We start from the raw sequence: 21,353 nt of genomic DNA on the forward strand, positions 1-21,353 counted from the left end.
AATGGCGTGGGGTTTCATGCTTCGGCGCTCCCGCTTGCGCTATGCGACCCTGCCTCGGCCAGCGCCGCGCGCTCGCCCAGCCACGCGCGGGCCAGGTCGAGCAGGTACGCGTCGTCGTGTGCGCGCGCAACGAACGTGATGCCGAATGGTTTGCCCGTGTGCGGACCGCTTGCGCACTTGCCCGCTGGCACGGCGAGCGCGCTCAAGTCGAGCAGGTTCACGAAGTTGGTGTAGTAGCCGAAACGCGCATTCACGCCGATGGGGTCCGCTTCGAGTTCGGCGATTGTGGATGTGGTGGGTGAAGTCGGCGTGACGAGCGCGTCGATCCGCGGCCACACGCGCTCGCTTTCCATGCGCAGCGCCGCGAGACGGTCGAACGCCGCGAAGGTGTCGGCCGCGCTCCAGCGCATTGCACCGCCCACGATCTCGCGGGTGACAGCATGCAGCGCTTCGGGCTGCGCCTCGAAGAACGGCCGGATGGCGGCAAGCCGCTCGGCCACGAACGGGCCATCGTAGAGCAGCCGCGCGGTGGCGAGGAACGGCTCGAAATCGATCTCCACGAGTTCGGCGCCGGCCGCGCGCAGCTTCGCGAGCGCCGCGTCGAACGCCGCCGCATAGGAAGCGTCGCCATAGAAGCTCAACTGCGCCGCACGCGGCACGCCGAAGCGCACGCCCGCAAGCGTTGCGCGCTCGCGACCACTCGGTTGCCAGACGCGCGCATAGGGGTCGCCCTCGGTTACGCCGCGCGCGCACTCGAACACACGCTGCGCGTCGTTCGCCGAGTGCGCGAAGATCGAAACGCAATCGAGCGAGCGGCACGCGGGCACCACGCCCTGCGTGCTCAGCACGCCCTTGGTCGGCTTGAGACCCACGAGACCATGAAACGCCGCCGGCACGCGGCCCGAGCCCGCCGTGTCGGTACCCAGCGAGAACGCGGCGAGGCCGAGCGCCACGGCCACGGCCGAGCCCGAACTGGAACCGCCCGAGGCGTACTCCGGGTCCAGCGCATTTCGGCACGCGCCGTAGGGCGAGCGCTGGCCCGAGAGGCCCGTGGCAAACTGGTCGAGGTTGGTCTTGCCCACGGGAATCGCGCCCGCGGCGATCAGACGCTCGACCACGGGCGCGCTGCGCTGCGGCGTATACGCGTAGGCGGGACATCCGGCGGTGGTCGGCACGCCCGCGAGGTCGATGTTGTCCTTGATCGCGAACGGCACGCCGTAGAGCGGCAGCGTGGCGGGATCACGTTGCGACAGCGCGTCGGAGTAACGCATCATCTCGTCGCGCGTAAGTGCACGTATCCATACGCGATGCGGATCGTCGCCAGAGGTGCGCGCGGCAATGCGCTCGGCGAGTTGCGCCGGCGTGAGGCTGCCGTCCAGGTAGCGCGCGCGCAGCGCCTCGAGGGTCATGGGCAGGTCGTCGTTATGCGGATTCATTGGCATGCGGCCTCCTCGCCGCTCACGGCGGTTGCTTGTGCGGTATCGCCCGATGTTTCGGACGCCACACGGATCACCATCAAACGCTGCCCCGCCACCACGGCGTCGCCGGCCGCGCAATCCAGCGCTTCGATCACGCCGGCTGCGCTTGCGGTCACGGTCACTTCCATCTTCATCGATTCGAGGATGGCCAGGTCCTGGCCGTCTTCGACGCGCTCGCCCTCGGCGACGAGCAGCTTCCACACGCTGCCCGATACGTCGGCGCCAATCGCGCGGCAGTCGTCGGCCAGGGCTTCGGCGGCGCGTGCGGCACCGGCGGCTTCGTCTGCCGCGCCTTCGGCGACGTACTCGGCCTGGCCCGCTTCGCGCCAGCGCTCGCGTTCGGCTTCGAACGAGGCTTGCTGCGTGGTCTTGAACGCGGCGATCGAGGCCGCCTCGTCGTGCAGGAAGCGCTCGTATTCGCCGAGGTCGAACGTCGACTCCTCGATGCGCAGGCTGCGGCGGCCGGCGAGAAATTCACTGCGCCACTCGGCGAGTTCGGCCTCGCTCACCTCGAAGAAGCGGATCTCGTCGAAGAAGCGCAGCAGCCAGGGCTTGCCGGGCGTGAACTCCGCCGTCGTGCGATAGCGGTTCCACATCTGCACGGTGCGGCCCACGAACTGATAGCCGCCGGGGCCCTCCATGCCGTACACGCACATGTACGCGCCGCCAATGCCCACGGCGTTCTCCGGCGTCCACGTGCGCGCCGGGTTGTACTTGGTCGTGACGAGCCGGTGACGCGGATCGACGGGCGTCGCCACAGGTGCGCCGAGATAGACGTCGCCGAGGCCGAGCACGAGGTAGCGCGCATCGAACACGATGCGCTTCACGTCGTCGATGCTCGCAAGACCGTTGATACGGCGAATGAATTCGATATTGCTCGGACACCACGGGGCGTCGGGACGCACGGACTGCATGTAGCGCTCGATGGCCACGCGGGTGGACGGGTCGTCCCACGAGAGCGGCAGGTGCACGATGCGATTCGGCACGCGCATGGCATCGACGGCTGGCAGCATTGCTTCGGCATCCTGCAGATGTGCGATCAGCGTGTCGAGCGTGAGCACGGCGGGATCGACATGCACCTGCAGCGAACGGATGCCCGGTGTGAGATCGACGATACCGGGCAGGCGGTGCGTTTCGAGCCAGTTCATCAGCGCATGCACCCGGAAGCGCAGCTTCAGGTCGAGCACGGAAGGGCCGTATTCGATCAGCAGATTGCGGTCGCCCGAGCGGCGATAGACCACGCCAACCCCCTCGCCCGCCTGTTCGTCACGATAGAGCACACATTCGTGCGCGTTCCCCTTCACGGCGGCGACGGCGGCAGGCGCAGCAGGCACGAACTGAACCGTATCGCCGGGGCGCAGTTGCCCGAGCTTCCACAGCTCCTCGCCGATCACCGTGACCGGGCACACGAAGCCGCCAAGGCTCGGGCCGTCCGGGCCGAGAATCACCGGCATGTCGCCCGTGAAGTCCACGGCGCCGATCGCATAGGCGTTGTCGTGGATGTTGGAGGGATGCAGGCCGGCCTCGCCGCCGTCCGCACGTGCCCACTGCGGCTTCGGGCCGATCAGGCGCACCCCTGTGCGGCTGGAGTTGTAGTGCACGGTCCAGCGCGCTTCGTAGAGCATTGCAATGTCGTCGCGCGTGAGGAAGTCGGGTGCGCCGTGCGGGCCGTCGAGCACCGCCAGCTCCCACTCGTGCGTGAGCGCCGGCACGCGCTGCGCCGCGAGCCGTGCGCCCACTTCGGTCGCGGCGCCCTTGCCGGCTCCTGGGGCGAGATGCAGCACGTCGCCCTTGCGCAGCGCGCGGCCCGCGTGGCCGCCGAACTGGCCGAGCGTGAAGGTCGCCTTGCTGCCGAGATAATCGGGCACCTGCAGGCCGCCCTTCACCGCGAGGCATGCGCGCACACCCGCGCCGGTCACGCCGCCGAGCTTGAGCACCATGCCCGCGCTCGCGCGCACCACCTGCCAGTACGGCACCGGCTCGCGGTCCAGCGTGGCGGCGAGCGGCGCGCCGCCCAGCACGAACAGCGTTTCCGTGTTGAAGCGTAGCGTCGCGCCCACCATCGTGAACTCGAGCCCCGCCGCATCGGGCGCGTTGCCGAGCAGTTCGTTGGCCAGGTTGAACGAGCGGTCGTCCATCGCGCCGGAAGGCGGCACGCCCACGTCCCAGTAGCCGAGGCGGCCCGGCGTCTGCTGCACGGTGGTTTGCACGCCGCCGTCGAGCACGTCGATCGTGTGCGGCGCGAACAGAAAGCGGCCGAGAAAGCCCGTGGTCTGCTCGCCCGCCACGAACGTTGCGCACCCAACGATCGCGCGCAGATAGTCGAGGTTTGTTTCGATGCCGTAAAGCTGCGTGTGCGCGAGCGCGTCGCCGAGTTTCTCGAGCGCCGCTTCGCGAGTTGCGCCGGTGGCGATGATCTTCGCGAGCAGCGGATCGTAGAACGCGCTGACTTCGGTGCCCGCGTCGATCCACGTGTCCACGCGCGCGTCGGCGGGAAACGCTACGTGCGTGAGCAGGCCCGAACTCGGCTGGAACTGGCGGTTCGGATCTTCGGCGTAGACACGTACCTGAATGCTCGCCGCGTGCGGCGCGAGCGTATTGGCGGGTGCGAGCGTGTCGAGCGGCGCAAGCGTGCCTTCGGCCTGGCGGATCATCCATTCGACGAGGTCGACGCCGTACACCTCTTCCGTCACGCCGTGCTCCACCTGGAGCCGCGTGTTCACTTCAAGGAAGTAGAACGCGCGCGTTTGCGTGTCGAACACGAATTCCACCGTGCCCGCGCTCGCATAGCTCACCGCTTTCGCGAGGCGCACGGCGGTGGCGTGCAATGCGCGGCGCTCGTCGTCGGTCAGGCCCGGTGCGGGCGTTTCCTCGATCACCTTCTGGTTGCGCCGTTGCACCGAGCAGTCGCGCTCGCCGAGCGAAATCACGTTGCCTCGGCCGTCGCCGAACACCTGCACTTCGATATGGCGCGCGTGCTCGACGAACTTTTCCAGGTACACGCCCGCGTTAGCGAAGTTGCTTTCGCCAAGCCGCACAACCGAGGCGAACGCGGCTTCGAGCTGCGCGGCGTCGCGGCACAGCGACATGCCGATACCGCCGCCGCCCGCCGTGCTCTTGAGCATGACGGGGTAGCCAAGCGTGAGCGCTGCTTCGAGCGCCGCCGCCACGTCGGGCAGCAGACCCGTGCCGGGCAGCAGCGCGACTTCGTTGGTGTGAGCGATTTCGCGTGCCGTGTGCTTGAGGCCGAAGGCCGTCATCTGCTCGGCGCGCGGCCCGATGAAGGCGATGCCGGCGCGCTCGCAAGCCCCCGCGAACGCGGCGTTCTCGGAGAGAAAGCCATAGCCCGGATGCACGGCCTGGGCGCCGGTGCGTTGCGCCGCCGCGAGAATGGCCTCGGCGTTCAGATAGCTCTGCGCAACGGGCGCAGGCCCGATGCAGACAGCCTCGTCCGCGAGCATGACGTGCATGGCGTGGCAATCCGCTTCCGAATACACGGCGACCGATGCGATGCCCAGACGCTTGAGCGTGCGGATCACGCGGCACGCAATCTCGCCGCGGTTGGCAATGAGAACCTTGTCGAGCGCCATCGTCATGCCCCCCATACGAGCAAACGCACGGGCGTCGGGTTATAGCCGTTGCACGGGTTGTTCAACTGCGGGCAGTTCGAGATCAGCACGGTCACGTCCTGCTCCGCGCGCACTTCCACGTATTTGCCGGGCGCGGAGATGCCGTCTTCGAACGTGAGCTTGCCAAGCGGCGTAACGGGCACGTTCATGAAGAAGTTGATGTTGCTGACGATGTCGCGCTTGCCGAGCAGCGCACCCACGCCGCACGTGCAGTGCGCAAGCGCATTGAGGTAGCTGTCGCGGCAGCTGTGCATGTGCCGTTTTTCGAGCGCGTAGCGCACGGTGTTGCTCTCGGCCGCGCAGGCGCCGCCAAGCGTGTCGTGGCGGCCGCACGTATCGGCGACGATGGTGAGCAGCGGCGCGCCGCGGTTCGACATGAGCACGCTGCCCGCGCTCAGATAAAGGTTGCGCTGCGCGCGAATGGTGTCCTGCGCGCTGTAGCGTTCGGTGGGATCGGCGCTGCTGTAGAACAGCGTGTCCACGGCCTGGTTGCCTTCGAGGTCGACGATGCGCAGCGTTTCGCCGCGCTTCATGTCGTGCATCCACGGCTCGCCCGCAGGCAGAGTGAAATCGGTATGGGCATTGCGCTCGTCGAGCGCGCTTTCGATGATCGGCATGACAGATCCTTTGCGCTCAGGCGAACAGACGGTCGGTGTTGATGAAGCCGCGCTCGTTCTCGGCGCAGGCCGTGCGGCACAGGTCGTCGGCGCTGGCGGCCGCGTCCGCCGCGTAGGCGCGCCAGGCAACGAGCTTCACCGGCTTTGGCGCGTACTCGCCGTGCGGATCGAGCGGGTGCGGGGCCGTTGAAAACGCCGCGAGCGTGTTCATCTCGAAGCGCAGGTCGAACGCCGCGCCCGCGTGCGAGTGGCGCGGCACGAATTCGAGCGAGCCGTCCTCGCCCACGGCCACCTTGCTGAAGAAGTTGACGTTGGCCACGAGATCGCGCGCACCCAGGCCGTATTTTGCGAGTTCGAGCACGAGGCTGTCGCGGCCGTTGCGGATCATGTCGTTTCGGTGTGCCTGGTAGCGCTGCTCGCCATACTTGCGCATGAAGAGCGTCGCGTCACCCACCCCGCCGAGGGGGTCGTGCCAGCCGAGCGTGTCTGCCGTTATCGAGGCGATCACGCGGCCCATGTCGGTATAAAGCGCGTGGCCGCGCGTGAGATGGGCCGTGTGCTGCGCCTTGAGCGTGTCGGCCATGTTGTAGCGTTCCAGCGGATCTTCCTGGCGGTGGAACACGGCGGCGAGATTCGCGCCGCCCTCGAGGTCGATCACGCGCAGCGCCAGCCCGCGGCGCAGGATGCCCGACCAATGCGTGCCGGCGGGAATCACGGTTTCCCACAGCACGTCCACGGGTGGCAAGGCGGTTGGCAGGTCAGGCTGCGCGCAGGCAGAAGAGAAGCGGGTCGGCATGGAGGCTCCGGTTTGCGAAGGGAAAAAGCGTGAGAGGGCGACCGAACGACATCGCGACCTCCCGGGCTTTTATCCCTCCGTGGAGCCTCATCGCCGCCTTGCAGGCAAGGTGGGAGACGAGACCGGATTGCTCTCGGACCAGGCATCGAACACGCGGCATGAACTCATGCGTTGCGCCGACCGGAACCCTAGCGATCCTAAGATGATGCAAATTGCTTCGCACCTCTCGCCAGGCTAATTAGCGAGTTCTGTGCCAAGTCTGTCTGGGTGCGTTGAAGCCCGCCTCGATGCGCCCTCGCGGCGCGAGTGGGAGCGTGGCACGCGCCAGGACGCGCCAGGTCCGCGCAATCGCAGTGCAGCGCGTGCACCATATTGCGGGGCCAGGCACCGTGACGGGGCGGCGTGCCTGCCCATGCAGCACTGCAATGGCTCTATTGACCAATGGCATATGAATTGCGTTTGCATGTGGCTCCCGCTACCCGCTCATTCGCTTGCCCATGCGTCCAACGAGACTCGCCATGCAACCCGTCCCGCACTTCGCCGCGCGCCTGCGCCAGTTCCTCTATGCCGTGTTTGCCGCGCGCTTTATCGAACTCGCGCCGCGTGCGGCTTCGAACACGAAGCGCGAATAGCGGCGTATTCCCCTCCGTGCATACCGTTGGCCTTGGCTCGCGCCCGCAACGGGACGGCCGCAGCCACGCCTTTCCTGATGGATCGGCTCAACGCGAACTGAGCAACGAAGCGAACTTGTCGGCGAGCGTGGGCCGAGACCGGTGTGGCCAGATCGCGCTGAGTTCGAAGAACGGCAGCGCGCCGCCCTGGCGCACTTCACATACGCGCACGCCGGAAAACTGGAGCGCCTTGACGGATTCCGGCAGCAACGAAGCGCCGCAGCCTGCCGCAACGCAAGCGAGCACGGTCAGCGACCGATTGGCGTCCTGCACGATATTGGCCTCGCAGCCGAACTTGCGAAACGCGCTCAGGATGCCCGCGCGCACCACCGGCAACTGGCCATGCGGAAACCAGACCAGCCCGATGCGTGCAAGATCAGCAAGGCCAAGCTTGCCGTCGGCGCCGAGCGGATACGACTCGTGCACGACCGCCAGCAGCCGCTCGCGCACGATCAGCTTCTCGCGCATTCGACCGCTCACGGCAACCGGCGTATGCAGCAGGCCAATGTCGATCTCGCCGGAATCGAGTGCGCTGGCCTGCTCCGCATTGCTCATTTCGCGCAGCGTCAGTTCGACGTTGGGCACCGCGCGGCGCAGCGCCGCGATCGCCTTGGGCATCACCTCGAACAGCGCCGCCGACGCGAAGCCGATAGCGAGCCGCCCGCCGCGCTGCGCGCCGATATCGCGGGCACGCCTTTCGGCCGCCTCGATGCGCGACACGCTCAGCCGGATGTCGTCGACGATTGCCTCGCCCGCTGGCGTGAGCGCCGCGCCGCGGCGCGTTCTCGCCAGCAGCTTCACGCCAAGGTCCTGCTCCAGCCGCGTGATGGCCTGACTGAGCGCGGGCTGCGCCATGCCCAGCTGGCTGGCCGCGCCAGTGACGCTGCCGGCGTCGACGACAGCGAGGAAATACTTGAGTGTGCGGACAGATTCCATATCAAAATGCTATGAAATAACAACATTTCCATAGTATGCGCGCACTCCTGCCTTTTTTAGAATGACCTCCACCAATCAACAGCGGCCGTGCTGAGCAAGCAACGGCCGCCGCGCCCAGCGGCGCGCACAAGGAGACGACCATGCGCTGGTACCGGGACATCACGCCCCTCGAAAAGAGAACGTTGTGGAGCTGCTTCGCAGGCTGGGCGCTCGACGGCGTCGACACGCAGGTCTTTTCCCTCGTCATTCCGTCGCTGCTGGCGACGTGGGGCATCAGCAAGGGCCAGGCCGGACTGATCGGCGGCGCAACGCTCGTTGCCGGTGCGCTAGGCGGCCTGCTCGCGGGCATTCTGGCTGACCGCGTGGGCCGTGTGCGGGCCCTGCAGATCACCGTCGTCTGGTTCTCGCTGTTCACCTTCTTAAGCGCGTTCGCGCAGAACTTCGACCAGTTGCTGGTGTTGAAGACGCTGCAAGGCATCGGCTTCGGCGGCGAGTGGACGGCTGGCGCCGTGCTCCTCAGCGAGACGATGAACCCGAAGCATCGCGGCAAGGCGATGGGTATCGTGCAAAGTGCTTGGGGCTTCGGCTGGGGCGGCGCGGTGCTGCTGTATATGCTGGTGTTTTCGTTCGTGTCGCCGCAATGGGCCTGGCGTGTGCTGTTCGCGATCGGTCTCGTGCCCGCGGTGCTCGTGCTGTACCTGCGCCGCAACATTGTCGAGCCGCCGCGCGAGGCGCAGACGGCGCGCGACGACCGTGGCCAGCGCGGCGTCTTTAGCATCGCCGCGGGCATTTTCGATCCGGCCGTGATTCGCACGACTATCGTCGGCGCCTTGATCGGACTCGGCGCGCATGGCGGCTATCACGCGATCACCACCTGGCTGCCGACTTACCTCAAGACCGAGCGCCACCTCTCGGTGCTCGGTACAGGCGGCTATCTGGCCGTTGTCATTGTCGCGTTCATCGTCGGCTGCTTCGTGAGCGCCTGGCTGCAGGACCGCATCGGGCGACGCCGGAACGTGATCCTCTTTGCCGTGTGCTGCGCGGTGATGGTCAACATCTACACGTTCCTGCCGCTCAGCGACACCACCATGTTGATCCTGAGCTTCCCGCTCGGGCTGTTCTCGGCGGGTATTCCCGCGACGCTCGGCGCACTCTTCAACGAGTTGTATCCGCAGGGCGTGCGCGGCACGGGTGTCGGGTTCTGCTACAACTTCGGCCGCATCGTATCGGCGGGCTTTCCGGTGTTGATCGGCCATATGAGCAGTTCGATGTCGCTCGGCGCGGCGCTCGGCATCGATGCAGGCGCGGCGTATGGCCTCGTCGTTATCGCGGCCCTGCTGCTGCCCGAGACACGCGGCCGCCGCATGGCGACCTCCGCGCAAAGCGGCGCGCGCTCCGACGCCCCTGCCGCTTCACGCAGCTGAGTGCGCGCCTTCCCGTCGCCACGCGCCGACCATTGAACCGACTCCCAGGCTGAACACACGATGGACCTCACTTTGCCCGCAACCGCCGCCGATCCTTTCCTGGGCCTCTCCGGAAAGAACGCCGCGTGGCTCGATACAGAAGCATCGTGCGTGACCGGCATCGACTCGCATGCGCACATATTCGTGCAGGGGCTGCCGCTCGCCGCGCAGCGCCGTCACGCACCCGACTACGACGCGACGCTCGATCAGTACATCGACCAGCTCGATAGTCACGGCATGTCTCACGGCGTGCTCGTGCAGCCGAGCTTTCTTGGCGTCGACAATTCGTTTCTGGCGGCAGTGTCGAAGCGCTATGCGCGGCGCTTTCGCGGTGTCGCGGTCGTCGATCCGGAAGTCGGCGACGAGGAACTCGAAGCGCTGAATGCCGCGCATGTCGTCGGGGCGCGGCTGAATTTGATCGGTGTGCCGTTGCCCGATTTTCATGGCCGCCGGTGGTCGGCACTTCTTTCGCGGCTCAACGCGCTGCGCTGGCATGTCGAAGTGCAGGTGCACGCCGCCGATTTGCCCTATGTGCTCGACGCGCTGCTCGCGCACCGCTGCACGGTCGTGGTCGACCACTTCGGCCGGCCCGATGCCGCGCGCGGCGTAGACGATCCCGGTTTTCGCCATCTGGTGTCGAAGGCGTCGTCCGGCCACGTGTGGGTCAAGCTTTCCGCCGCTTATCGCAGCGTGGCAGGCGCATGCGGCACCGAAAGCGCAATCGCGCTCGCAGCGGCACTGCTTGATGCATTCGGCGCGCAACGGCTCGTCTGGGGCAGCGACTGGCCCCATACGCAGCATCGCCACCTCGTCGACTACGCCGCGGCCGCGAACGCGCTGCAGCGGTGGATTCCCGACGAGACAGCCAGACGGACGATTCTCACGACGTCGGCGGTGGAACTGTTTCGTTTCTAGTTTCTAGCTTCGAGCTTCTAGCGCGAGGCGCTCGTCCTCGTTTCGCACGCTAAACACCTCAGGCGCGCCAGACACGACCACGCGTGTGCAGCACAGCGTGGGCGGCTATCGGCCCATCAGAAACCAGCGCTATCCGCGTAGGGTTGACTCAAGTCAATCGCGACCACGCGTCGGCACCTAGACTGATCCCACGCCGCCCTTGTTGGCGGCTTTCTCAATCATGCCGCACTGATTTCACCGGGCGCCCCGCGCCATTGAGAGTCGGGATACACCATGCTCGACAAGCCACACGACCCTGCCGCCAGCGCCACCCCGCTCGACAAGCTCGACGACTACGCGTTGCGTTACGCCGTGCGCCACGCAACGCTCGCCCCGTCGAGCCACAACAGCCAGCCGTGGCGCTTCGTCGCCAGCCGCGACCGGATCCTGCTGTGCGCCGACCGGCTACGGGCGCTGCCCGTTGTCGATCCGTACGATCGCGAGCTGATCATCAGTTGCGGTGCGGCGCTGTTCAATCTGCGCGTGGCGCTCGCGAGCCTGGGCATTGGCTATGCGATCACGCTTTTTCCAACGAGCCTCGATCCCGACCTGCTCGCCGATGTGCGCCTGCTTCGCGAGCGTCCCGTTGGCGCGGAACTGGCTGCGCTTGTGAGCGCCATTTCCCGGCGGGTCACCACACGTCGCCCGTTTTCTCCGGTGCCGGTCGCTGCGGCCGTCGAACGCGAACTCATCGACGCAGCCCGTGCCGAGGGCGTTGAAGTTGCGTGCGCAACCGAAGCCGGAACGCGCGAGGCGATCGCCGACCTCGTCGCCGAAGCCGACCAACGGCAATTCGCCGATCCCAGGTTCCGCCGCGAACTCGCGAAATGGATCCACCCGCGCCACACTGGCGATGGCATGCCGTCCTACGCGGCCGGACTCGGTTCCCTGCTCGACTTCGCAACACCGCTTGCCGCCTCCGCGATACGCACGTTCGACGTGGGTGGCGGCGTGGCGGCGACCCACCGGGAGCTGGCGGCGGCGTCGCCCCTGCTGCTGGGCATTGCGACGAGCGTCGACGATGCGCAGGCCTGGCTCGCGGCGGGCGAGGCGCTCGAGCGGGTGCTGCTGGTGCTGACTTCGCACGGACTGTGCGCTTCTTACTTGAACCAACCGATCGAGGTGGCCGAACTGCGTGCGCGGCTGAGTGCGCTGCTCGGCATGCCGGGAGCCGTTTGTCCGCAGGTCCTGCTGCGCATCGGACACGGCACGCCCGATGCGCCGTCGCCGCGCCGCCCGTTGAGCGAAGTCGTGGCGTAGGTCTCCATTCATCGCCTCGGGCGGCGCTTCGCCTGACGTTGAACATTCAACCGCCGCCCGCTTGCGCTGGACCGCAGCAAGCATCCACGTTCGTCCTTATCTGACGCCGCTCACTTCGCGCACGAAGTCGAGTTGCGCCTGCTCCAGTTGTTCGGCGCAGCGCGCATAGAGCCAGCCAGGGCCGTTGTCGCTGCTGTACATGCCGCGGCACAAGCCCTTGAGCCGTATCGTCGTGGTTCCATCCGCGGCCCTCTGCCGCACCGCCCAGAAGTAGGCGATGCCGAATTCATGCGGCATGCGCGTCTCGATCGTATCGTCGGTCGCGCGTTCGATGGGCGTGGGCGAGTGCCGCTGGACGAAAACCAGGGCGCGGGTCCAGGCCTGTGCGCAGTCGTCGGGGGCCGAGCAACGGATCGCGCTCTGCTCGCGTCGCGCTGCCAGTTCGGTTTCCGAACGGCGGAAGGCGACGTTTTCTTCGTGGCGCGTATCGCGGTAAGCGGTACAAGCCGAAAGCGTTGCAATCAACGGGATCAAAACAAGCGCCCTGCCAGACGACAACCTGCTCCCCATTTCGCCCCCGTCGGAATCTCGGCCCGCGCGCCGCGTGCCACCGACTCCAATGTATGAATCGGATGACGCGCTGCGATTGATCTGCCTCAATGAGAGGCGGCCCGGGGCGATGCCTGTTTTTCTGATTCAAGTCAAAGCCGGCGCGCAGGCACGCGCTCCAATCGATATCGGGCGTGCACATGGCGCGTGAAGCGAGGAGAGCATGATGAAGCTGACGTTTCTGGGCGCGGCACAAACGGTCACCGGGTCGCGCTACCTGCTGGAGGCGGGGGGCAAGCGGGTGCTGATCGACTGCGGGCTTTTCCAAGGCACCAAAAACCTGCGGCTGCGCAACTGGGACCCACTGCCTTTTGCGGCCGACTCGCTCGACGCCGTCATCCTCACGCACGCGCATATCGACCATTGCGGCTACCTGCCCGTCCTGGCGCGCAACGGCTATCGCGGCCCGGTTTATTGCACGCCCGGAACCGCGGACCTGTGCGGCATCATGCTGCGCGACAGCGCACGGCTACAGGAGGAAGACGCGGCGTTTGCAAACCGCCACGGCTTCTCCAAACACCATCCCGCCCTTGCGCTCTACACCCTGGAAGACGCCGAACAGGCACTGCGGCTCATTGCGCCGCGCCCGTTCGATGAACCGGTCGCGCTCGGCGAGCAATTGACGTTTCGGCTGCTGCCCGCGGGCCATATCCTTGGCGCGGCGAGCGTGGTGCTGTGCAACGGGCATACGGTCACTGCGTTTTCCGGCGACCTCGGGCGCCCCGACGATCCGATCGTGCGCGCGCCCTCCCCACCGGTCCATGCGGACTATCTGGTGGTCGAATCGACCTACGGCGACCGGCTGCACGACGCGCTGAACCCCGAGGACGAACTCGCAGCGATGTTCGCGCGCACCTTCGCCCGCGGCGGCATCGTGGTCATGCCCTGCTTCGCGGTGGGACGCGCGCAGGAAGTCCTTTACTACATCGCGCGGCTGAAGCAGTCGGGGCGCATGGCGAATGTTCCGGTCTACCTCGACAGCCCAATGGCGATTGGCGTGACCGACCTGTACCGGCGTCATATGAGCGATCATCGGCTGACACTCCCGCAAGTGCACGCCATCGATCATGCGGCGTTCATGGCGCGAACGGTGGAGGAGTCAAAGGCCATTGCGGGGCGCCACGGCCCCATGGTCATCATTGCCGGCAGCGGCATGGCCACTGGCGGCCGCATTCTGCACCATCTGAACCTGTATGCATCGGACCCGCGCAACACGATCGCGCTCGTCGGATACCAGGCACCCGGCACGCGCGGCGCGGCGCTCGAGGCCCATGCGCCCACCATCAAGCTGCATGGCGACTACGTGCGCGTGCGCGCAGAGATCTCCTCGATCACCTCGCTCTCGGCGCATGCCGATTACCGGGAAACCCTGCGCTGGCTCGCGGGCATGACGTGCCCGCCCCTTCGCACGTTCGTGACGCACGGTGAGCCCGCAGCGGCCGATGCCTTGCGCCGGCGCATCGCCGAGACACTGCACTGGGATTGCTGCGTGCCGGAATTCGGACAGTCGTTCGAGCTTGCCGAGCAAGCCGTGCGACCGTATCCCTGCCCGCCGTGCCCGCCGGACGAACTGGCGCCCGAGCAGGAGGCAGGCGCCGCGTCCTGAAATGCTGCCGGAACACGGCACGCGGCGCCGGCACACCTCGCAAGCACGGAGGACCAGCATGCAATTTTTTTGGGACACGATTTCCAGTGGCTCATAAAATCGGCATGGATCCTTGTGATACGGAATACCTGTGTCCCGCCCATTGAAGCCGACACTTCATATGCGAATGGCCTTCGCATCGATCTCGCGCCCGCATCGCGCCCCGGACGGTCGTCATGGGCCCGCGCGCTGACCCCCGCACGCGCGCCGCAAAAGGCGCGGGCCCGGCAAGTTCTGCCTGCGCCACGGCCATTGCGCTCGCGGGCGCGCTCGGCGCCGCCGCGCTCGCGCTTCTCGCGCAACGCCTCGGGCGCGCAAACCCGGCGCCTGCGAGGGCGGCCGGCGACGCGCGGCTCAACGAAGCCCGCATGCTGGGGATCATCCGTTCGTCGATGGAAGCGATCGTCACCGTCGACGAAACCCAGCGCGTGTTGATCTTCAATCCAGCCGCCGAACAGGTGTTCGGCCTGTCCGCCAGGGAGGCGATCGGCTCGCCGCTCTCGCGCTTCATTCCCGAGCGGTTCCGGGCCGCGCACGCCCAGCATGTCGAACAGTTTGGCGCGACAGGCGTCACCGAACGCCAGATGGGCCGCCCGCAACGTGTGCTCTACGGGGTGCGCGCCAATGGCGAGGAGTTTCCGATCGAAGCATCGATTTCGCAGATCCGTGACGGTTCGGGCAAGCTTTTCACGGTCATGCTGCGCGATATCACCGAACGCGTGCGCGCCGAGGAAGCGCTCAAGCGTTCGCGCGAGGAGTTGCGCGAGTTGTCGGCCAATCTCCAGAACGTGCGCGAGGCCGAAAAAACCCGCATCGCGCGCGAACTGCATGACGATCTCGGCCAGCAGCTCACCGCGCTCAAGATCGACCTCGCCGCGCTCGAACGCCGGCTCGGGGAGGATGACGCCACCGATGTGCCCGCGCGCCTCGCCGGCATGCGCAACCTGATCGACGCGACCGTGGCTGCCTTGCGGCGCATCGCGGCCGACCTGCGGCCGGTCATGCTCGACGACCTCGGCCTCGTGCCCGCCATCGAGTGGCTGGCGAACGACTTCACGAGCCGCTACGGCATCGCCGTCGAGCGCGACCTGGATGCGGATGCCACGATGTTTTCGAACGCCGCCTCCTCGGCGCTCTTTCGCATCGTTCAGGAAGCCTTGACCAATGTTGCCCGCCATGCCGAAGCGAATTTCGTCGAGATTACGCTCAAGGTGGATGGGCCACGCTGTGTGCTGCGCATTGCCGACGACGGCGTGGGCGCCAGCGCCGATCCCGCCGATCCACCCAACGCGCAGCGCAACGCCTTGAGAGACAAGTCGTTTGGCCTGCTCGGCATTCGCGAGCGAGCCCACATGCTCGACGGCACCGTTGCCATTGCGACCGCGCCCGGAAAGGGCTTTGACATGACGATCACGTTCGCCCTCCCTGCCCTGCTTCCGGAAGGAGCCGCATCATGATCAAGGTGATCATCGCCGACGACCATGCGCTCATGCGTGACGGTCTGCGCCGCATACTGGAAAGCGAGCGCGATACGCAGTTCGAAGTCGTAGGCGAAGGCTGTGACAGCGCGACCACACTCGCGCTCGTGCGAGAGCGCGCAGCCCAGGTCCTGGTGCTCGACCTCTCGATGCCGGGACGCAGCGGCGTGGATCTCATCAAGCAGATCAAGGACGAAAAGCCCGAGCTGCGCATTCTCGTGCTGACCATGCATGCGGAGCAGCAATACGCGGTGCGCGCCTTCAAGGCGGGCGCGTCGGGTTATCTCACCAAAGAATGCGCCAGCACGGAACTGGTCACCGCCGTGACGAAGATCGCCTCCGGTGGCGTCTACATCAGCATGACGATGGCCGAGCGCTTCGCACAAAGCCTCAAGGAGCCAGCCGACACGCTTCCCCACCAGCGGCTTTCCGACCGCGAGTTCGAGGTGTTCCGGCGTATTGCGGCAGGCCAGACCATTACTGAAATCGCGCAGGAACTCTGCGTGAGTACGAAAACCGTCAGCACCTACAAGGTGCGCATTCTAGAGAAGATGCAGATGCCGCACGAAGCCGCGCTCGTGCGCTATGCGATGCGGCACAAGCTCATCGACGATCCCGACGAAGTCTGACCTTCGGGTGTCGCGGCCGATTGCCACATGACTGTAGGAATCGCCCTACACGCCTTCCGTTCCGCGTACGTCAATTTCCATCGCCGCCGATATTTTTTTGAGACGGCGTTGCCAATACTGGCTACATGAAAGCCAGTCCTGTCCGCACGCGCCTGCAGGTTTTCCTGGTCGAGGATGCGACCGCAGTGCGCAGGAAGATCGCCGAGGCATTGTCGGCCATTCCGGATGTGAGCGTGATTGGCGAAGCCGAGGATGCGGCCAGCGCCCTGACCGGCATCGCGCAAAGCGGTGCGGACGTCGCGGTGGTCGATTTGAGGCTCGCGAGCGGCAGCGGCCTCGAATTGTTGTCCCTGCTGGCTGACGAGCAACCCTCGGTCGTGACGGTCGTGCTGACGAATCACTCCGCCGCACCGTTTCGCACCGCCTGCCAACGAGCGGGAGCCCATTTCTTCTTCGACAAGACGTCTGAGTTCGAAGCCGCTTGCGAAGCCATTGAAGCGCTAGTGAACCGGCGCGCCGTCCCCGCGCGCTGAACTGGAGACGATCATGTATGCCGAGGCAGCCTGCGAATCCTCACTGTCCACGCTGCTATCCTCGCCCTGGCGCGTCGTGCCTCCGCAGCCCGCCGTGCGCGAGGCCGCGCAGCGCCAGCCCGCTGCGCGCTGCTCGAGCTGCTCGCTGCGTGCGGTCTGCATGCCGCCGGACCTCACGGCCGCAGAACTCCGGCAACTCGACACCGTGGTCCTCACCACGCGCACCGTGCAACGCGGCGTAACGCTGTTTCGCGCGCACGACGCCTTCCAGAGTCTCTACGCCGTCCGTACCGGATCGTTCAAGACGGTCGTCATGCATCGGGACGGGCGCGAGCAGGTCACGGGCTTCCAGATTCCGGGCGAACCGCTCGGGCTCGACGGCGTTTGCTCCGGCACACACCGCTGCGACGCCATTGCACTCGAAGACAGCACGGTTTGCATCATGCCGTTCGGCCAGCTCGAAACGTTCTGCCGCGAGAGCCGGCGCATGCAGCGCCACCTCTACCAGCTGATGAGCGGCGAAATCGTGCGCGAGTCCCGCCTGATGATGCTCCTCGGCACGATGACCGCCGAACAGCGCCTCGCCGCGTTTCTGCTCGATCTCGCCGCGCGCTTCCAGGCGCGCGGCTACTCCGGCGCGCAACTCAACCTGAAGATGAGCCGCGAGGAAATCGGCTGCTTTCTCGGCCTGAAGCTCGAAACCGTGAGCCGGATGTTTTCGCGCTTTCAGCGCGAAGGCCTCGTCGAGCCCAATGGCAAGCAGATTCGCCTCGTCGATCTGGAAGGGCTCGCGCGCGTGTGACGTACGGCGTGCGGGTACCCGGCGTCGCTTTTTATTTCATTCATGCATCTGGCCGGCGGCACTGCGCTCCCCGGCCGCACTCGAGGAGACATTCGATGCCACGCCGTCCCGCACCTGTTGCTTGCCTCCCGGTGATTGCGTCGTTCCACGCCCGCGCGAACACGATCCTGTTTCAAGCCGCAGCGGTATGCGCGGTGGCGCTGTACGCCGCTGCTGCGCACGCGCAGCTTGCCGAACCCACCGAGCTTGTCGATCAGCAGCACTGCATGTTCTGCCACACGTCGGATGCGCCATTTCTCGCGCCGTCGTTTCACCAGATCGCCGAGCGCTACCGCAACAAGCCGAATGCCGAAGTCATCCTCGAAGACAAGCTCAGGCACGGCGGCAAGCCCCACTGGGGCGACATGGCCATGCCGCTGCCCGCAGACCGCGGCGGCCCGCTATCGGCCGAAGACGCGCATACGCTCGTTCAGTGGGTACTGAGCCAGTAAAGCCCGATAGCGCGGCTCCTCAAGCGTGGCGTCGATCAGTAATCGCCGCGCGGCGCACCGTTTCGGTAAACGGCGCCTGCGGGCGCGGCTGAACCCAGTTGGCGCTCGGCGGCGTCGAATGCCGCACGCATGGCAGCCACAGGGTCGTCACCTTCGCAATGGCCAAGCGGCGCGAGTTGCCTCGAAGTCGAAACAAGGTCGAGACGAACGTCATAGGCCGGGCGGCAGCTTCCCGGCTGCACGGAATGCATTCGCTCGATCGCGAGATGACACCCTGCCAGCACGCCGCTGAACCGCTCGAGGCGCAGCAACTGAACGCCGGCTTCCGCCTCGAGGGCAGATGAACCGGCGAAACCCAGATAGACGATTTGCATCCCGAGTCCCATCGCCTCGCCCCTTCAGAAGTCGGCATCGTCGCTACCCGAAGGCTCACTACTGCCTCCAGGCAGGCCTTTCTACACTTCGAACGCGTGATGGATTTTCAGGTCGATCCACACCATGCCTTCGCGCAGCCCCTCGAGCACCGCCTCACGCTCGGTTTCAAACACGCGATGATGCGCAAACGCGTGGGAGAAGCACTGCGTTTGTGGACCGTGCGTGACGCTGACTTCGCAGAGAAAGCCGCCCTGCGGAGCCGGCGATGTGCGGGCCTGAACGCTCCAGGCGCCCGAGTCGATATGGCCGGTAAGTGACATAATTTCGTTCTCCCAAGAAGGCGCGCAGCGAATGCGCCTGCGGCACAATGGCGCGCGCCATGGCTCACTGGACCTGCAGTCGCTTCTGTTCGGCAGGCGCCTTTTTCGGCAGCGTGAGCGAGAGCACGCCATCCTGATACTGCGCGTTGGCGCTGCTTTCGTCGATATCGCTGGCAAGCGAGAACGTGCGTGCGAAGGTACCGCTGTACCGTTCGCGGCGAATCACGCGCTCGCCTTCCTTCTGCTCGGTCTTGCGCTCGACCTTCGCGTGAATCGAAACCACATTCCCGTCGATCTTCACGTCGATGTCCTTCTTGTCGACACCCGGCATCTCGGCCTTGACCGTGTAGGCCTTCTCGCTTTCCGTAACGTCGAGCTTGATCGTCGCGAGTTCGCTCTCCTCGGCGGCCAGCACGCCGCGCATTGGCCGGAACAGCCCCTGGAAGAGGTCCGAAACAGGCTCCATGGAAAACGGGTCATAACGTGTCAGATTGCTCATTGCCTTGCCTCCTTTTCGGCTTGCGTGGCGCACGAACCCTGCGAAGCGTCGCGCTGTATTCAATCTACGCACGGACTGCGGTTTCCGATTGATCTGCCTCAATGTCTCCTTTTTTCCGGGTTCCAGGGGCGACCTGTTTCGCCAGGAAGAGATGATTGATTCAAATCAATCGCAACGAGCCCGCCGTCCCTAGACTCGAATCACTTTCTCCGCCTCGAGGGGCGGTGGAACGCCCCCGTTCGCTGGAGATCACGATGAGCTACAAGACGATCATGGTGCACATGGACACGAGCGCACGCGCAAGCGCGCGTCTCTCGCTTGCGTTGAAGCTGGGCCGCAGGTTTGGCGCGCATCTGGATGGACTGTTCGCGGCGTTCGAGCCGCACCCGCGCGAGTTTTACGTGATGGCCGGCACGGCCGACTATTACGACACGCACCGCAAGCTGCGCCGCGAACAACGCGGCGCGATCGAACGCCTCTTTCGAGCCGAGCTGGCGCGAGCGCAGGTCGATGGCGCCAGGGTGACGGCCGAGGGGGACCCGGTCGCGGCGGTCATGCAGCGCAGCCGGAGCGCCGACCTCGTGATCCTTGGGCAAACCGATCGGGACGATCCGGAGTCCTATATTGCTGAGCACTTTACGGAGAACGTGCTGCTTGGCGCAGGCGGCCCCGTGCTGGTCGTGCCGTATGCAGGCAGCTTCGAGTCGGTCGGCGAGCGCGTGCTCGTGGCCTGGAACGGCAGCCGCGAGGCCGCGCGCGCTGTGCACGACGCCATGCCTTTCATCGCGCGGGCGGCCCACGTGACCATCGTGGCCGCTTCCGCAACCGCTTCTACGTCCGCTTCTACGTCCAGCGTGCCCGCCGAGCCGCAAGCGTCGTGTGCCGACCTCGCGGCCATGCTTGCGCGCCACGGCGCCACGAAGGTCGAAATCACCCGGCTCGACCGCGACGCAGCCTCAGCCACGGGCGAGGCGCTGCTCAGTTTTGCGGCCGATGGCGGCTACGATCTGCTCGTGATGGGGGCATACGGTCACGCGCGCCTGCAGGAACTCGTTTTGGGCGGCGCCACACGCTCGATCCTTGCCACGATGACGCTGCCGGTGCTCATGTCGCATTGACGCAGCGCCCCACGCCGAGCGTCGACACGCGGGGAGCAGCACGACGGCGAGCCCGACAAAAAAACTGGGCCAGTCGTGTTGCTGGCCCAGCCTTCCCCACGCCTGAACGCGTCAGCCTTTCTTACATCGGCGTGAACACCACCGGGTAGCCGAGATGGTCCTCGACACCCTTGACGCCAGGCACGAGCTGCGCAGAGACGAGTATCGCCTTGCGCTCCTCCTCCGAGTTCACCGTACCCCAGAAATGGACAACGCCTTCCTTCACGACGACGTTCTCCGCCGACATTGCCCAGCGATGGCCGGCGAGCGCCTGAATCACGTCGCGATGGATGGTCTCGTCCGACACGAGCCCGGCCTGATCGGGGCGCGCGGCGCTCGCCAGCGCGCGGATCAGGTTCGCACGGCTGACGATACCCACGAGCTTGCCCTGATCCAGCACCGGCACCCGCTTGATTCGAAGGCGTTCGAGCACATCGGCGATCTCGCTGAGTTGCGTGGAAGGCGAAACCGAAACGACATTGGCGGTCATGACGTCGTCCACCTTCACCGCGTTTTCCTTCAGGTACTCGCCTGCAAGCTTGCGCGTCGAATGGAGGAATTCCCCAAACCAGCTTCGCTGCGGCTTGCCGGTGCCCGTTTCCACGCGATGTAGCAGATCGCTTTCACTGAGAATGCCGACAACGGCTCCGCTATCGTCGACGACTGGAATGCCGCTGATGTGATGGTCGGCGAGCAGCGTCGCCGCCTCGAAAATCGACGCATTGGGGCGCACGGTGATGACGTCCGTCGTCATGATGTCTGATGCTTGCATGAGGTCCTCCGTTAAGGGCCAACGCCCCGGTATGACTCAATTTAGAGATTGCCGGGCTGCGCGCATTGACTTGAATCAAGCGCGCGGCCTGCTATCCGGCAGCGCAAAGCCCGCGGTTTCCCGTGGCGAATCACATCTCGATAATGACCTTCAACGCGTGCGTGCTCGCCGCCTGCGAAAACGTCTCATAGGCCTTGAGCATGTCGTCGAACGCGAAGCGATGCGTGATCAGCCGGTTC

Annotated in this window: 19 protein-coding genes, 1 pseudogene and 1 riboswitch; of the genes and pseudogenes, 10 read left to right on the forward strand and 10 right to left on the reverse strand. The window is 66.0% G+C overall.

Translation table 11 applies throughout. The features are described from left to right. Positions 1–14: 14 nt before the first annotated feature. The 5 genes from atzF to U5A58_RS33035 form a co-directional block, all read right to left on the reverse strand. On the reverse strand, positions 15–1,442 hold the full coding sequence (gene atzF / locus U5A58_RS33015; RefSeq protein ID WP_321964571.1) for an allophanate hydrolase: 1,428 nt from the start codon (positions 1,440–1,442) through the stop codon (positions 15–17). Next, complete coding sequence (locus U5A58_RS33020) at positions 1,433–5,068, reverse strand: 5-oxoprolinase/urea amidolyase family protein (RefSeq protein WP_321964588.1); 3,636 nt, start codon at positions 5,066–5,068, stop codon at positions 1,433–1,435. The genes atzF and U5A58_RS33020 overlap by 10 nt, the downstream gene beginning before the upstream one ends. A 2-nt stretch (positions 5,069–5,070) precedes the next feature. Further along, positions 5,071–5,724, reverse strand: coding sequence for an urea amidolyase associated protein UAAP2 (locus tag U5A58_RS33025; RefSeq protein ID WP_233888895.1), 654 nt, complete (start codon positions 5,722–5,724; stop codon positions 5,071–5,073). A 16-nt stretch (positions 5,725–5,740) separates the two neighbouring features. Beyond that, the gene (locus U5A58_RS33030) at positions 5,741–6,520 is read right to left on the reverse strand and encodes an urea amidolyase associated protein UAAP1 (protein ID WP_321964572.1); all 780 of its coding nucleotides are present in this window, start codon (positions 6,518–6,520) and stop codon (positions 5,741–5,743) included. Positions 6,521–6,576: 56 nt separating this feature from the next. After that, a riboswitch (guanidine-I (ykkC/yxkD leader) is annotated at positions 6,577–6,723 on the reverse strand. A 516-nt stretch (positions 6,724–7,239) separates the two neighbouring features. Further along, on the reverse strand, positions 7,240–8,127 hold the full coding sequence (locus tag U5A58_RS33035; RefSeq protein ID WP_321964573.1) for a LysR family transcriptional regulator: 888 nt from the start codon (positions 8,125–8,127) through the stop codon (positions 7,240–7,242). A gap of 140 nt (positions 8,128–8,267) precedes the next feature. Between U5A58_RS33035 and U5A58_RS33040 the strand changes: the two genes are divergently transcribed. The 3 genes from U5A58_RS33040 to U5A58_RS33050 all read left to right on the forward strand — a co-directional run bounded on the left by U5A58_RS33040 (position 8,268) and on the right by U5A58_RS33050 (position 11,804). Then, the gene (locus U5A58_RS33040) at positions 8,268–9,551 is read left to right on the forward strand and encodes an MFS transporter (RefSeq protein ID WP_321964574.1); all 1,284 of its coding nucleotides are present in this window, start codon (positions 8,268–8,270) and stop codon (positions 9,549–9,551) included. 60 nt (positions 9,552–9,611) lie between these two features. Beyond that, a complete protein-coding gene (locus tag U5A58_RS33045; RefSeq protein WP_321964575.1) occupies positions 9,612–10,505 on the forward strand; it encodes an amidohydrolase family protein in 894 nt (297 codons plus the stop codon). A gap of 273 nt (positions 10,506–10,778) precedes the next feature. Continuing rightward, positions 10,779–11,804 carry an Acg family FMN-binding oxidoreductase gene (locus U5A58_RS33050; protein ID WP_321964576.1) on the forward strand — a complete coding sequence of 342 codons (1,026 nt, stop codon included), beginning with the start codon at positions 10,779–10,781 and terminating at the stop codon, positions 11,802–11,804. Between the two features lie 96 nt (positions 11,805–11,900). On the opposite strand, the gene U5A58_RS33055 is transcribed toward U5A58_RS33050, so the two are convergent. Beyond that, positions 11,901–12,338 carry a hypothetical protein gene (locus U5A58_RS33055; protein ID WP_321964577.1) on the reverse strand — a complete coding sequence of 146 codons (438 nt, stop codon included), beginning with the start codon at positions 12,336–12,338 and terminating at the stop codon, positions 11,901–11,903. A gap of 241 nt (positions 12,339–12,579) precedes the next feature. Here U5A58_RS33055 and U5A58_RS33060 point away from each other — a divergent pair, with 241 nt between their 5' ends. From U5A58_RS33060 to U5A58_RS33085, 6 genes and pseudogenes are all read left to right on the forward strand, one after another. Further along, the gene (locus U5A58_RS33060; protein ID WP_321964589.1) at positions 12,580–14,019 is read left to right on the forward strand and encodes an MBL fold metallo-hydrolase; all 1,440 of its coding nucleotides are present in this window, start codon (positions 12,580–12,582) and stop codon (positions 14,017–14,019) included. Positions 14,020–14,258: 239 nt separating this feature from the next. Continuing rightward, positions 14,259–15,515, forward strand: a pseudogene (locus U5A58_RS33065) (PAS domain S-box protein); the annotation flags it as partial. Next, on the forward strand, positions 15,512–16,165 hold the full coding sequence (locus tag U5A58_RS33070; RefSeq protein ID WP_321917322.1) for a response regulator transcription factor: 654 nt from the start codon (positions 15,512–15,514) through the stop codon (positions 16,163–16,165). The pseudogene U5A58_RS33065 and the gene U5A58_RS33070, both read left to right, overlap by 4 nt. Before the next feature lie 125 nt (positions 16,166–16,290). After that, positions 16,291–16,698 carry a response regulator gene (locus tag U5A58_RS33075; protein WP_321964578.1) on the forward strand — a complete coding sequence of 136 codons (408 nt, stop codon included), beginning with the start codon at positions 16,291–16,293 and terminating at the stop codon, positions 16,696–16,698. A 13-nt stretch (positions 16,699–16,711) separates the two neighbouring features. Next, positions 16,712–17,500 carry a helix-turn-helix domain-containing protein gene (locus tag U5A58_RS33080; RefSeq protein WP_321964579.1) on the forward strand — a complete coding sequence of 263 codons (789 nt, stop codon included), beginning with the start codon at positions 16,712–16,714 and terminating at the stop codon, positions 17,498–17,500. A 95-nt stretch (positions 17,501–17,595) separates the two neighbouring features. Next, positions 17,596–17,991 (forward strand): c-type cytochrome, encoded by a 396-nt coding sequence (locus tag U5A58_RS33085; protein WP_321964580.1) that lies wholly within the window; start codon positions 17,596–17,598, stop codon positions 17,989–17,991. Positions 17,992–18,026: 35 nt separating this feature from the next. Here the strand turns inward: U5A58_RS33085 and U5A58_RS33090 are convergent, their stop codons facing one another. The 3 genes from U5A58_RS33090 to U5A58_RS33100 all read right to left on the reverse strand — a co-directional run bounded on the left by U5A58_RS33090 (position 18,027) and on the right by U5A58_RS33100 (position 19,185). Beyond that, on the reverse strand, positions 18,027–18,377 hold the full coding sequence (locus U5A58_RS33090) for a hypothetical protein (protein ID WP_321964581.1): 351 nt from the start codon (positions 18,375–18,377) through the stop codon (positions 18,027–18,029). Between the two features lie 69 nt (positions 18,378–18,446). Then, a complete protein-coding gene (locus tag U5A58_RS33095; protein WP_321917314.1) occupies positions 18,447–18,686 on the reverse strand; it encodes a UDP-glucose 4-epimerase in 240 nt (79 codons plus the stop codon). A gap of 64 nt (positions 18,687–18,750) precedes the next feature. After that, positions 18,751–19,185 carry an Hsp20/alpha crystallin family protein gene (locus tag U5A58_RS33100; RefSeq protein WP_321964582.1) on the reverse strand — a complete coding sequence of 145 codons (435 nt, stop codon included), beginning with the start codon at positions 19,183–19,185 and terminating at the stop codon, positions 18,751–18,753. Between the two features lie 254 nt (positions 19,186–19,439). On the opposite strand from U5A58_RS33100, the gene U5A58_RS33105 reads away from it, so the two are divergent. Continuing rightward, a complete protein-coding gene (locus U5A58_RS33105; RefSeq protein ID WP_321964583.1) occupies positions 19,440–20,303 on the forward strand; it encodes a universal stress protein in 864 nt (287 codons plus the stop codon). A gap of 121 nt (positions 20,304–20,424) precedes the next feature. Here U5A58_RS33105 and U5A58_RS33110 read toward each other — a convergent pair whose 3' ends face one another. Next, a complete protein-coding gene (locus U5A58_RS33110) occupies positions 20,425–21,114 on the reverse strand; it encodes a CBS domain-containing protein (protein ID WP_321964584.1) in 690 nt (229 codons plus the stop codon). Between the last annotated feature and the right edge of the window lie 239 nt (positions 21,115–21,353).

Source organism: Paraburkholderia sp. J7, from assembly GCF_905220155.1.
GTDB lineage: Bacteria > Pseudomonadota > Gammaproteobacteria > Burkholderiales > Burkholderiaceae > Paraburkholderia.